This window comes from Bacteroidota bacterium, assembly GCA_016714535.1.
GTDB lineage: Bacteria > Bacteroidota > Bacteroidia > AKYH767-A > OLB10 > JADKFV01.
Map to the genome: position 1 here is coordinate 328857 of JADKDR010000001.1, position 13025 is coordinate 341881.

At 36.2% G+C, this 13025-nt stretch carries 11 protein-coding genes; 8 read left to right on the forward strand and 3 right to left on the reverse strand.

All coding sequences use genetic code 11. From position 1 onward, the window contains the following. Nucleotides 1-17 precede the first annotated feature (17 nt). A complete protein-coding gene (locus tag IPO27_01385; GenBank protein MBK8845259.1) occupies nt 18-1430 on the forward strand; it encodes a HAMP domain-containing histidine kinase in 1413 nt (470 codons plus the stop codon). Here the strand turns inward: IPO27_01385 and IPO27_01390 are convergent. The 3 genes from IPO27_01390 to recR all read right to left on the reverse strand — a co-directional run bounded on the left by IPO27_01390 (nt 1408) and on the right by recR (nt 3999). After that, entirely contained in the window at nt 1408-2334 is a 927-nt protein-coding gene (locus IPO27_01390; protein ID MBK8845260.1) for a GNAT family N-acetyltransferase, read from the reverse strand. The genes IPO27_01385 and IPO27_01390 overlap by 23 nt on opposite strands. 99 nt (nt 2335-2433) lie before the next feature. Continuing rightward, nucleotides 2434-3252 carry a 1-acyl-sn-glycerol-3-phosphate acyltransferase gene (locus tag IPO27_01395; protein MBK8845261.1) on the reverse strand — a complete coding sequence of 273 codons (819 nt, stop codon included), beginning with the start codon at nt 3250-3252 and terminating at the stop codon, nt 2434-2436. 129 nt (nt 3253-3381) lie between these two features. Further along, entirely contained in the window at nt 3382-3999 is a 618-nt protein-coding gene (gene recR / locus IPO27_01400; GenBank protein MBK8845262.1) for a recombination protein RecR, read from the reverse strand. Between the two features lie 200 nt (nt 4000-4199). Here recR and IPO27_01405 point away from each other — a divergent pair, with 200 nt between their 5' ends. The 7 genes from IPO27_01405 (at nt 4200) to IPO27_01435 (ending at nt 13009) form a co-directional block, all read left to right on the forward strand. After that, nucleotides 4200-5672: a sodium:solute symporter gene (locus IPO27_01405; GenBank protein MBK8845263.1), complete on the forward strand. Its 1473-nt coding sequence runs from the start codon at nt 4200-4202 to the stop codon at nt 5670-5672. A 257-nt stretch (nt 5673-5929) separates the two neighbouring features. Continuing rightward, nucleotides 5930-6691 carry a hypothetical protein gene (locus tag IPO27_01410; protein MBK8845264.1) on the forward strand — a complete coding sequence of 254 codons (762 nt, stop codon included), beginning with the start codon at nt 5930-5932 and terminating at the stop codon, nt 6689-6691. An 849-nt stretch (nt 6692-7540) separates the two neighbouring features. Next, the gene (locus IPO27_01415; GenBank protein ID MBK8845265.1) at nt 7541-7951 is read left to right on the forward strand and encodes a hypothetical protein; all 411 of its coding nucleotides are present in this window, start codon (nt 7541-7543) and stop codon (nt 7949-7951) included. Between the two features lie 333 nt (nt 7952-8284). Next, the gene (locus IPO27_01420) at nt 8285-9757 is read left to right on the forward strand and encodes a SprB repeat-containing protein (GenBank protein ID MBK8845266.1); all 1473 of its coding nucleotides are present in this window, start codon (nt 8285-8287) and stop codon (nt 9755-9757) included. Nucleotides 9758-9773: 16 nt separating this feature from the next. Then, nucleotides 9774-11342, forward strand: a complete 1569-nt coding sequence (locus tag IPO27_01425; GenBank protein ID MBK8845267.1) for a T9SS type A sorting domain-containing protein — start codon at nt 9774-9776, stop codon at nt 11340-11342. Next, complete coding sequence (locus IPO27_01430) at nt 11339-12829, forward strand: hypothetical protein (protein ID MBK8845268.1); 1491 nt, start codon at nt 11339-11341, stop codon at nt 12827-12829. Before IPO27_01425 ends, IPO27_01430 begins: the two co-directional genes overlap by 4 nt. Before the next feature lie 39 nt (nt 12830-12868). Beyond that, nucleotides 12869-13009: a hypothetical protein gene (locus tag IPO27_01435; GenBank protein MBK8845269.1), complete on the forward strand. Its 141-nt coding sequence runs from the start codon at nt 12869-12871 to the stop codon at nt 13007-13009. The last annotated feature ends 16 nt before the right edge of the window (nt 13010-13025 follow it).

Sequence of the window (13025 nt, forward strand, 5' to 3'; positions counted from 1 at the left end):
CTTTTTTTGGTGAATCAATGTATAAGGATCTTTTTGAGAAGTTTTTAAATAATGTAAGTGGTACCTCGGAGAAATTCGCAATTGAAGTGCGAATGTTTAATCTTTCGGCATTATTGATTGGCTGTCTTTTCTTTGTTGGGATTATTGTTAATTATTTCATCGGCCTTAATATTTGGCTCAACACCTCTATTCTTATTTGCGCTATTGTTGTTTTATATTGTTATTGGCAATCGCGATTCCACAACAATTATTTAGAGGTATTGCCCATATTTATTATTGCCAGTATTGCTATGTTATCTTTAAATTGGTTTTTAGGTAGTGGCAGCAATGGCCCCTCTACAATCTACTTTTTGCTCAACATGATTATATTGCTAATAGTAAGTCCACGTAAGCAATATTCGTTTATATTAATAACACAGGTAATCACCTTGCTTTTTCTTTTTTATATTGATGCTTACCATAGCGATTGGGTAGTGCAGTATAGCGATGATCAAATTAGATTGTTCGATATGTTTTTTACCACCTTTGAATGTTTGATTTTCATTTTCCTGATAATTGGTTTGCTTAAAACAAGCTATGTGCGCGACAGGCGCATGATGGAAAATCAGCAAGAAGAAATTTCGAATCAGCATAAAGTGATATTGGAACAATTTGAAAACCTTGAAAAAATAAATCATCTAAAAAACAAACTCTTCTCCATCATATCTCATGATCTTCGTTCGCCTTTGTCAACGCTGCATAGTGCTATTAATATATTAAATGAAACCGAGTTGAGCGAAGCAGAACGCACATCCATTATGCGTAACGCTAAAGACCGTCTTGTGCACACCCAGGAAATGCTTGACAACCTGTTAAACTGGGCTAACAGTCAACTCAACGGCATGCAAACTAATATGGTGCAAATTAATATGAAGCACCTGGTAAATTCCGTATTGCTTCATCTTAAACCACAATATGACATGAAGTATATTCAGGTTACTGTTGATATTGAAGATGACCTGGTGGCTTATGCAGATATAGAAATGATAAAGCTTGTTATTCGCAACCTGGCAAGCAATGCTATTAAATTCACTAATGAAGATGGACATATACAAATAAGTGGAGCAAAAATAAACGACAAGGTTTCAATTAGTATTCGCGATAATGGTAAGGGACTTACGCCTATTGAATTGAATAAGATAAAAACTAAAATAAGCTTTTCAACCTTTGGCACTAACAATGAAAAAGGAACAGGACTTGGCCTTATTCTTTGTAAAGATTTTCTGGAAGTTAATAATGGAGAGTTAAGTGTTGAAAGCGATATTGATGCCGGAAGCGCGTTTCGTTTTAGTCTTACTTCATTTGATGAGCTTGAAATTAAAGACTTTATTAATAAAGATTTGTCAGGTAAGCCTAAGGAGAAAAGACCTACTTTTTCTGATATGTATTAACATGCCGGTCTTTTTTGCTATGGTAGATATCTTCTATGGTTACTAAAATTCCGGTTTCTTCCACATCTCCAAAATGCTCATTGGTAGCCGTTCCAAAAGTTTTCATGCTTGGCGAAAGATTCATGTATGAGTTAATTAACGGTGGAATATTTTCGCCCAACGCCCTCACATGATGATTAAGTATTGCATGTGCTTCCTTATATGATTTGCCTTCAAGTTCAACGCTGAAACTTTCCATATTATGGGTATAAGGCAATGAATGCTTTGGAGTTACTAATAGTTCTTTATCGGGAAACAGGTGATTCATAAAAAACAGAATCATATCGCGTGCTTGCCTATCGTAATGAAGGTACATGGTTACTTTTCCAAAAAAATACCTTACATCAGGATAGTCAACTACTAACCCACCAAGGCCATCCCATAAATTATCAAGTGAAAAGAGGCCCTTACGGTTTTCAGATGATGGCTGATACTTAGGTTGTACAAACGAACGTCCCAACTCGATGGTATTGGGCATAAACTCTTCTAAAAATTTCTGACTAAAGTCGAACAATTCGGTAGTTGCCAGCAGGATTTCACCCTTTTCATTTATAGCATTTCTACAATGAATGTATCTATAGCCTCCCACTATTTCATTTTCAATTGGATTCCAAACAATAAGTTGTTGGTAAGCGGGGTCATTTAAATCAAATTCATCCAAATCGCAATCGAGGCCTGTACCGCCACCCGCAGCCCTAAAGGTTAATTCACGCAAGCGACCAATTTCGCGAAGCGTTTGTGGCGCATTGATGTGGTCAATTATATATATTTCGTTGTGGCCATTATTGGTTTGGCGCATAAAAACCTCATGGGTTAATTCGCTTTTAATTGCTTCTACCGGAATGGGTTCAATTATTTTTTGCATACACCAAATTCAAAAAAAATATCAACACGAAAAAAGTAAAATTCTCGCATTTTTTTCAATCGGATTTTTTAATTATCAAGGATTAATCAACAAGTTTATTTAATTATCAAGTTCATAGACACGCTCTTTAACATATTGAGCCCATGCCTCATCCGACATCGATTTATCAAATGTGGTGCAAGGTATAGGCTTTCCAATAACAATTCCAATTTCCTTGTTTTTATAATTATACATTTCATCGGGCAAATACAACATTTCGATATTAGCGCCAATACCAACGCTTTTGCGTATGTTGGCAAGGTTATAAAAAAACATGGAGTTGCGCCCCGAAATATAAACTGGTATTACATTACGCTTGTACCTGCGAGCCTTGCTTACAAAGCTTTTCTTCCATTCCAAATCCTTTATAACACCATTTTGCTTGCGCGAAACTAAGCCTGCCGGAAAAATCAACACCGAGTCGCTGCTTCCATAAAGTTTATCGATTGCACCAAGCATTTGTCTGCTATTACCTGAAATCTTATTCACTCCGGCAAACAAAGGCTCCAGGTTCTTTAAATTCAGAAGAATATCGTTCACTATAAATTTGAGGTCATTGCGCTTTCCTCCCAATACATGAAGCAATGCCATTGCATCAAGTCCGCCAAGAGGATGATTGGCAGCAAAAATATAATTACCCGTAGGAGTTACGTTTTCCAATCCCTTGTACGAAATTCTTATTTTAAAATCTTCGACTATAGCTCTTACAAAATCGAAGGCATATTGATGCCCGTGCGTTAATATAAATTCGTTTATCTCATCCTGATGTGTTATGCGCTTGAGATAGTTAATAACAAACCGAGGTATCCATTTATATACCGCAGGATTTTTTTCGTAAAACACTTTATCAATATCAATAAACTTAGAAGGAGTATCCATAGGGAGCAAAAATATGTTTATTACTAACTTCTGTATAAGAACCGCCAACAAAATACAGCTTCAAATAATTCATGTATCAACTAACTAAAATTTTAATCAAATAGACAATAAAATAACGTTCTTGTTTCATCAGGTAACGAGGCTTTCGTAAGGAGTACGATTAACAATGCTTCGTCCAAGGGTAATTTCATCAGTAAACTCCAACTCGCCACCTATGCTAACACCACGTGCTATACTGGAGACTCTTACAGAAAATGGCGCTAACTTTTTGTACAAATAAAAAGCGGTAGTATCCCCTTCCATATTGGCATTTAAGGCCATAATTACCTCTTTAATTTCGCCTGCATCTACTTTGCTTATCAACGAATCAATAGTTAATTGCGAAGGACCAATTCCCTCAACAGGGCTAATTACCCCACCCAATACATGATATAGTCCCTTATATTGTTGGGTGCGCTCAATAGCTATAACATCGCGGGCATTTTCAACAATACAAATGGTAGCTGAATCGCGCTGAGGATTATTGCAAATTTCGCATAACTCTGTTTCGGCAATGTTATAGCACTTACGGCAATACATGATGCCCTCGGGCAAACGGCTAATAATCTCTCCAAAATTTTTGACCAGCGTTTTATCTTGCCTTAAAAGAAACAAAACCATGCGCAACGCTGATTTATTACCTATTCCCGGCAATCGCGAAAACTCGTTGACTGCCTGTTCGAATAAGCGTGATGGGTAAGAATTCATTCTGTATTGTTTGTTGCGAAAATACAATTTTTCCTTGGTAAGGCTGCTTGTTTCTTGTGATTATTTAACAAGTATATATCCTGCGTACAGCCATAGCTGCCACTAGTATTATTAGCCAACAAAATGATGTGCAGAAAAAAAAACTTCCTCACTAAAGCCTATCAGTATTAAAAATATGTTTGCCTGCTAAATAAACACACATGAGCTCCACGCTGATATTGTTAACGGTAGCCATATACTCTGCCATGCTTTTTGCAGTAGTATGGTTTACCAGTCGCAAAACCAATAACGAAAGTTATTTTATCGGAAACCGTTCATCCAACTGGTTTTTGGTAGCCTATGGTATGATAGGGGCTTCCCTCTCTGGGGTTACGTTTATGTCAGTTCCTGGTGCTGTTTTTACTAGCCAGTTCTCATATTTTCAGATGGTGCTGGGGTATATTTTAGGTTATATGATTATCGCTTTCGTGTTAATGCCTGTTTATTATAAGTTGCAACTCACTTCCATATACACATACCTCGAGCAGCGTTTTGGAAAAGTATCATACAAAACGGGCTCCATGTTTTTTATCATTTCGCGCGTAATAGGTGCATCATTTCGCATGTACATTGTAATTAATGTATTGCAAACATTTGTTTTTGATGCACTACACGTGCCATTTTGGGTAACGGTATTGGTTTTTATTTTATTGATACTGTTATACACCTACGAAGGTGGTGTAAAAACCATTGTAATAACCGACACCTTGCAGACTACTTTTATGCTGATAGCTTTGCTATCAGGTATTTGGATTATTCTTAGCGGCATGAATATTTCGTTGGGCGATTTTTTTAGTAAGCTCTTTTCAATTGCCAATGCTGACGGTGTACCCTATTCAAAAATTGTGGTAACTGATTTCAAAGCGAGCAACTTTGCCTTAAAGCATTTTTTGGGTGGTGCAGCCATAGCAGTTGCTATGACTGGGCTTGACCAGGAAATGATGCAAAAAAATCTTAGCTGTCGCAACATTCGCGAAGCGCAAAAAAACATGATGACTTTTACAGCCGTTTTGGTGGTTGTCAATTTTTTGTTTCTCATTCTTGGCGCTGCATTATGCATGCATGCTGGTCAGCATGGCCTAACTATTGACCCTAAGCATACCGATGATTTGTTTCCTTCCGTTGCCCTCAATCATTGGGGAGCTATTCCTGCAATTATATTTTTAGTTGGTTTAATAAGTGCGGCATACCCAAGTGCCGATGGTGCTCTTACTGCGCTCACTACAGCATTTTGCTTCGATTTTTTAGAATTAGATAAGAATAAGAAACTAACCGAAGCAAATAAAAAAAGAGCAAGGTATATTGTCCATGTTACTTTTGCTTTAGTGCTACTATTGACTATAGTGATTTTTAAGTTGGTAAATAACGATGCTGTGATTTCTTCCATTTTTAAAGCTGCAACACTTACCTACGGCCCATTGTTAGGATTATATGTATTTGGCTTTTTTACAAAATATAAAATTCGGGATTCACTGGTCTGGATTCCGTGCATTCTATCGCCAATTATCTGTTATCTTATCAGCAACTATAGTGCAGAGTATTTATTGGGCTATAAAATTGGATTCGAATTATTGATTGTTAATGCAGGAATAACTTTTTTGGGATTACTAATGTTGAAGAAGAGTAATCACTGATACAAGCTCTGGCATATGCTGATCACTTGATTTATTTTTCGCGAAGCTTAGCATTAAACTTAATGCTTCTTACAAACTCCAGGTGTTGAACATTTTAAACTTCCAGTCAAAATTGTGTGAGTAAAAAATAGCTATCTTTCGGCTTACAAATGTATTAGTGAATACAAAAACGGTAATATATCTACGGATAAGTGTATCATGCTAATTAGATGGAAAATCTCAAAACAGAAAAACTACATTCAAAAAAATAAAGGAACATGAAAACGAAACACAGCTTCATTAATAGGATAATTTATTTAATAGGGATATGCATTTTTTTTCTTTGTAATGATGCACTGCCACAATCGCAATGGGCTTGGATAGGTGGAGATAAATTTTTGCCATCACCTGTATATGGTATCATGGGTGTGCCAAGTATTTCGAATAAACCACAAGCAGTATACGAGGGTGCGCGATGGACCGATAAAGATGGTAATTTTTGGATTTTTGGTCAGGATGTAGATGATATGTGGCGTTATAATCCTTATACACAAGAGTGGACATGGTGGACATGGATGGCCGGGTCGAGCCTTGGCAACGCTACCGCCAGCTACGGTATAAAAGGTGTAGCAAGTCCCACCAATGCTCCTGCCGGACGAGCAGTCTATACTCCATTCAAAGATGTTAATGGGAATTTTTTTGTGTTTGGGGGATTTAATAACGTAGCTTATTCCCCCTTAAACGATGTATGGAAATATGATCCAACAACAAATTTATGGACTTGGGTTAGCGGAGTAGCAGGTCCTAATCAAACAAGCAATTTTACAACTACATGCTCTCCCGACACCATACAATATCCTTGGGGGCGTATTGAGAACAGGGCAACATGGGCATTTGGAAATCACTTTATTAACTTCGGTGGTATGGATATTCAACATGGTTTCTTTAGTGATGTTTGGAGTTTTGATGCTACCTGCAGGGGGGGGGGATGTCAGCGCCGGCATGCCTGCTGTTGGCATCAGGCGTACCGTCGCCGGTAATACCCTGTTAGTGATTTTGGCGGTTTCTCTTTCAAGATAGCCTGGGCAATTTTTTTTGCGGTTGTAGGGCTTGCGTATTATCCCGAACTTGCGGCTCATCCCGGCGTGACCTTAAACTTTAGTTCACTGATTCCTTTGGTGCGAAAATGCATCAACTTTATTGATTTATTAACAATACTTCGTGGGTTTGGACATTTGGTGGAGCAAATCCCGATACTTCTACTGCACAGAATCCCCAAGGTATTTGTTTTAACAACTACGGTACATACAATGTGCAACTTATTGCTTGCAATAGTTTAGGGTGCGATACGCTTTTACTCAATAATTTTATTACAGTACTTCAATCGCCTCCTTTGCCCACCGTAACCTACAGCAATGATACATTATATAGCAGTCCTGCATTTGCTTATCAAGTTATAACCTGGGGTTGGGCCCACTTTTGTTATAAGCTCAGTAAGTGATTTAGAAAACAACGGGGAGGCTTTGCTGCCTTTAAGGGTGTTTACCTGATTAAGCTTATTAGCAAAGAACAATCCTGGCTTGGCAAATTCGTTAAAGAATGATGTTTATTTTGTCAGTATTGGATTAGGACAATTAATCAAAAATTGAAATGAGTTTTTCAGTATATTATCTTTTGCCAAGTTGGTTTTTTTACACATCAATTTAAGCCTGCTAATTTTTTAATCAAATATGTTGAGCCAAGCTAACCATACTAAAGAACTATTAGAAAGGATTGAGATCTTAATGCTTGCTACTTGATAGATGGCATTCTTGATTGCACTTACGAGGGGCACTTGAAGGGAAGTAAAGTCGAATGAAAGAGGTTTTTAAATTGCACAGTTTCAAAACATGATAATTGGTAAGGATGTAATTGCTGTGTCAGGCATATTTGAAATAGATAAAATGCAATTTTCAAAAATTGAATACTCGCTGCGTATGCGCCTCGACCGCGAAGAGGATATGCTTCAACGCATTATAGCTGAAGAGACTATAAACGATAAGAAGTATGAGCATAAGCGTAAAAAAACAGTAAAGTTTATGTTGAATGTATTGAAAGGTAGATATGGCGATGATAATGTAGAGTACGATAAAAAAGCAGACGCATATTTTTTAACCATCATCAGTACCATGCTGGCCATTAAAAGTGGAGCAGGTCATGATTGGAAATTTATTAAATGGATGAATGGTACTGTGTACAAGCGAATTTTTCCTGAGGGGATAGTGAAAAAACTTGCAACAAGGTTTTATTTGATGGATTGACATTTACGGAGAATGGGAACGTGTTTACATGCTACCTAATGATTGAAATTTAATTATTAATGATTGCTTAACGCAAAAAGTAATTTCAACCTTTTGTACTTCGTATTATATTTATTCTATATCTTTACATATCCTTAAATTTTAAAACTATATAGTCATGCACACAACACTAAGTTCAAAGTTCAAAGTTCAAAGTTCAAAGTTCAAAGTTCAAAGTTCAAAGTTCAAAGTTCAAAGTTCAAAGTTCAAAGTTCAAAGTTCAAACTGAGGCTTGCTAAATTATTATTTATTATTTTATTCTTGGTAATAAATAGCAACAGCACGTTTGCTCAAATGAACGTAACACTAACTCCAAGTAATTATAATGGTAATAACATCAGTTGCTTTGGTGCGCAGGATGGAAGTATAAATGCAGTTGTTAGTGGAGGTATTCCACCTTACACGTATAGTTGGAGTAATGGGTTTAATAGTCCCAATGCAATTGAACTTCCGGCAGGATATTATCGCCTCACTGTGCGAGATGCGGCATTAAATACTGTTATTAGCGAAATTACTTTAACCGAACCAGAACAACTTAACTATGAATTGCAGGTGTATGAATATCCTAATGGATACAATGTAAGTTGCCACAGTTGCTATAATGGGAGCGCAACTGTAACCATATACGGAGGAACACCTCCATACACGGCATTGTGGGATGATGGCAATACCAATATTAACCGAACAAGCCTTGGTGCTGGTGCTATTGAAGCTGAGCTTACCGACTTAAACGGTTGCCATGTAAATATAACACGTACCGACATAAGCCAACCGGAACGAAGCGATTGGACTATGCTTGGCAATAGCAACGCTAATCCCTCAATTAATTTTATTGGAACAATTGATAACAAAGATTTTAATGTAAGAACTAATAATATTGAACGATTAAAAATTGCTGCCGATGGTAACTTGATTTTGTCAAATTTAATTGGCAAAAGCGGGCCATTAATTGTTGACCAAAATGGAAAGGTAGGAAGCGGCAATGCTGATGGCTTCTTAGCACCATGTAACAATCCGGTGGCGTTTTGGCAAGGTCTTACAAATCCACTTACTGTATTTACTTGTTTGCCGGTAAAGGTTGGTATAGGCACATACCAGCCCCAAAGTTTAGTAGATATTAAAGGCGGCATAACAATAGGAGAGAACTATGCAGGTGTAAATGCAGCACCTAATAATGGAATGATTGTAGAGGGTAATGTGGGCATAGGAGTAAGTTCAGTTGATCCAAGCATTAAGCTAACAGTAACCTCCGCAAACGATGCATTGGTTTGGATTGGGTCAACAAATACTCAAGGTGCAACTGCTGGATTAATATTAAAAAGCGGACCCAATGGATGGTATAGTTTAAAAGTAAATGCCTTGGGCGAAGGCAGTATAAATGTTGAGCCATCAAATACAGCAATATTAACTTTTAATATGAATGGCAATGTTGGTATTGGCACACTGCCTCAAGATAACCCGCAATACAGATTAGTAGTTGATGGTAAAATTGGTGCACGCGAAATTAATGTAAAGGCATCAGGTGTGTGGCCCGATTATGTGTTTCATCCTGATTATAAACTAATGCCGATAAAGGAATTGCAAGCTTACTTAAACACCAACCACCACCTGCCACATATACCAAGCGCTGCCGAAATAACAACTACAGGAAGCTATGATGTAGGTAAAATGCAACAACTACACTTACTAACCACCGAGGAACTTTACCGCTATGTATTTGAGTTGATGGAGCGGGTGGAGAAGTTGGAGAAGAACAGTGGTAGGTAATTATTCAATAACAGGTATGAAAATTAAATTTGTTATATTTCTTATTCTATTTCAATTGGCAAATATTTTCGAAATGGGAGCACAAAGCTATTGGCAAAAAAATTTGAGAACATTAAATCCTTTTGATCACGAAGAATTTAAATGTATTCAAAGACTAAATGATGGAAGCATAGTTTTTGGTGGTGTTCGTCATGATTTTACAATAGTCCCTGAGATAATAGTCACAAGATTAGATTCAAATGGCATTGTGTTGTTTTCTAAAGGCTATGCTACAAGTGGAACATCAAGAATTTTTATGAATGCTTCGTCATTAATGAAAGATTCTGTAATTTATTTTTCATGCTTTCAATTAGACAGCATAAATGGGCTTAGGAATTTAGGTATTTTAAGTTTAAACATCGATGGCAATTTTAATTTTTTTAAGGTTTATAAAATGCCAGAATTTCATTTCAATACTCACGTTTACAGTTTTACAAATGATAGCAGCGCAATATTAATGACTGGCCTAACCCAACATTTTGATAAAGATTCCAACCTTGGGTTTGTATTAAAAGTAGACTTATATGGTAACCTACAATATGCTGCAGTAACGGATACAAATGTCTTATGTACTGGAATAATTAGTTATAGCGATAATAGTTGCTTAATTACAGCAACATTAAGAGAAGAAGACAGTTTGCAGTATTATGGTAGTTGCGCTTTTATTAGAATTGATAGCAACTTTACTATAACCCAAACAAAAATAATTAAAGCAAATGGAAAATATATAGCTCCATTAGCTTCTACCAAATTAAAAGATAATGGTGTCGCATTGACAGGGTCATATCGTAATTTAGGAGTAAATGATTCTGAGCCTTTTATACTTAAAGTTGACTCTGCCCTTAACCCTGTTTTTTTTAGATATTTCAATATACCAACACAATATTATGGTGATAACATAATTGAAACAAATGACAATGGGTTTGTAGTTTGGGCGACATTGATGCTGATTAAAACGGATAGTACAGGTAACTATCAATTTAGTAAAAGATATATCAATCAAAGTGGCCAAACCCAAATTTCTTCATTGTTTCAAGATAAAAATGATCAGTGGCATATGGCCGGCTTTTCAGGCCTTTGGGGTACTGGTGATGCATATTACATAAAAACTGATGCTAATTATAACAGTGGTTGTTGGCAGCAAGATTATGTGCATACAGAGGCTTTGGTAAGCGTATATGATACTAATTTTAATTTTCAATTGTACCCTTTACAACTAAATACAGATAGCTTGCAACTAGCAGCTTCAAATATAATTTTAAAAGACACAAATTGGTGCATCAACTATACAGATATAGTTGAAAAAAATGATGTAAAGGATATGGTTAATCCAAATCCATTTTCAGAAATTGTCATCATTGAAGTTCAGGAGCATTCAATTCTATACATTTTTAATTTAAATGGTCAACAAGTGCTAGAGAAGGAAATCACGGTTGGAAAAAATATTTTAGGCACAGATTATTTGCCCGAAGGAGGATACCTGTTTTTAATCAGAAATGCTACGGGTGTGAATTATTTAACTTATAAATTAATTAAAATAAAATGAAACGAATAATATTTATTATGATATTCCAAATTGTCAATCAATTTGCAATATCACAAATATCGGTAAATCCATATGATGATTATTCATTACCCAATAAACCATACCCATCCTACATTAACTCGCAACAACAGGAATTATTTACCACTTTTAATTCAATAAAATTATCTTATACAGGGGAATATGAGATATATGTCGCAGACTTTTTTTGGTGGAATTTTTTTCCTAGCAATGCGATTACTTACAAACATGAAGTTGTTGGATTCCCATTTACTTTAAAATGTTTGCATTTGGCACCGTTTGATTGTAGGGATTGCAATAACCCCAGTCCTGAGCGTAATTTATATATGCCAACACAAGCATTTGATTATAGTTTAGATAGATGGGGAGATTACTTAACAAGAAAATCTGAGATGGGTTTGTTTCTTTCTGGTGGCAACAGTTATTATCCAACTAATTTAGGTTTTCATAAATACACAAACCTCATTTCTGCAAAATTTACTAAAATTTGGGACCCAAATTGGGCGATTGATCATAGTACAATGTTACCACATACCGCTATCAAAACCACATTGTTTTTACATTGTAATTCGTCACCAAACAGTGATGTAATTTCAAAGATTAGTTTTACTTATGATAATACGAGAGGAAGGATGAGAGATTACCCTTTTTCATCAAATAATTGCACGTCATCAGAAGCAGATCATGATGTTACTTTTCGCCCGAAAATAATTGTGCCACTTGATGAAAATCTTGATTATGATGATGCTAAAGACAATAGTTCATGGACGGAACAAAGCGGGACAATTAACTATTTTAAATTTTCTGAAATAATTACTAATAATTGCATAGCACCTCCTATTGCAAGCGATATTTTTTACAATTATAATGGACTAAGTTTCGGATTTCCTTATCTATCACCTACTTCACTTATTGCGTCCCCACTTTATGAAGAAGAAGCATCAACGCTTGCGGGTTATTTAAATGTTAATTCACAAACAACTCAACTCATAAATAATGTGGGTATTAGGCAAAACTATTTTATTGATAACAATTTTGAATTGACTCTAGTAAATCCAGTAGAAATGACGATTTTTAATCCAAGCGAAGTTACTATAACAAGTGGAGCAAATAATTTGCATTTTCCATCATACCACACCTTCAAAACCATTAATGGTGTTTTACCTTACAAGTCAAAGGTTTTAGCAGATAGCCAAGACCCACAATGTGGTGGCCCCTACACAGACCTGCGCAATGTGCCTGTACGCACAGACCTACGCAGCGAAAACCCTAATGACCCTAATGATCCAAATAATCCTGACCACAGTGTATTTGCTTCACGTTATTATTTGGAGGGTGGTAGTAAACTTACTATAGATGCATGCTGCAATATTTATGATGCAGCCTTTGATGTAAATGAGGGAGCCACATTAATATTTGAAAACCATCCTACTAATTTAGGCTATGAAGACAAAAGTAACCACGTGTAAGAAAAAATTGTGGTGAGGTAGTAATAATTTAAAAAGAAATTGAAATATGAAAATGACATGAGGCAAAACGATGTAGGCAGAATGCAACAACTGCAACTACTAACCACCGAGGAACTTTACCGCTATGTATTTGAATTGATGGAGCGGGTGGAGAAGTTGGAGAAGAACAATGCTAGGTAATTATTCAATAACAGGT

Bases quoted from the DNA above. Each gene is read 5' to 3' on its own strand.
- IPO27_01385 (MBK8845259.1), top strand. From the start codon at position 18: ATGTATAAGGATCTTTTTGAGAAGTTTTTAAATAATGTAAGTGGTACC.
- IPO27_01390 (MBK8845260.1), bottom strand. From the start codon at position 2,334: ATGCAAAAAATAATTGAACCCATTCCGGTAGAAGCAATTAAAAGCGAA.
- IPO27_01395 (MBK8845261.1), bottom strand. From the start codon at position 3,252: ATGGATACTCCTTCTAAGTTTATTGATATTGATAAAGTGTTTTACGAA.
- recR (MBK8845262.1), bottom strand. From the start codon at position 3,999: ATGAATTCTTACCCATCACGCTTATTCGAACAGGCAGTCAACGAGTTT.
- IPO27_01405 (MBK8845263.1), top strand. From the start codon at position 4,200: ATGAGCTCCACGCTGATATTGTTAACGGTAGCCATATACTCTGCCATG.
- IPO27_01410 (MBK8845264.1), top strand. From the start codon at position 5,930: ATGAAAACGAAACACAGCTTCATTAATAGGATAATTTATTTAATAGGG.
- IPO27_01415 (MBK8845265.1), top strand. From the start codon at position 7,541: ATGATAATTGGTAAGGATGTAATTGCTGTGTCAGGCATATTTGAAATA.
- IPO27_01420 (MBK8845266.1), top strand. From the start codon at position 8,285: ATGAACGTAACACTAACTCCAAGTAATTATAATGGTAATAACATCAGT.
- IPO27_01425 (MBK8845267.1), top strand. From the start codon at position 9,774: ATGAAAATTAAATTTGTTATATTTCTTATTCTATTTCAATTGGCAAAT.
- IPO27_01430 (MBK8845268.1), top strand. From the start codon at position 11,339: ATGAAACGAATAATATTTATTATGATATTCCAAATTGTCAATCAATTT.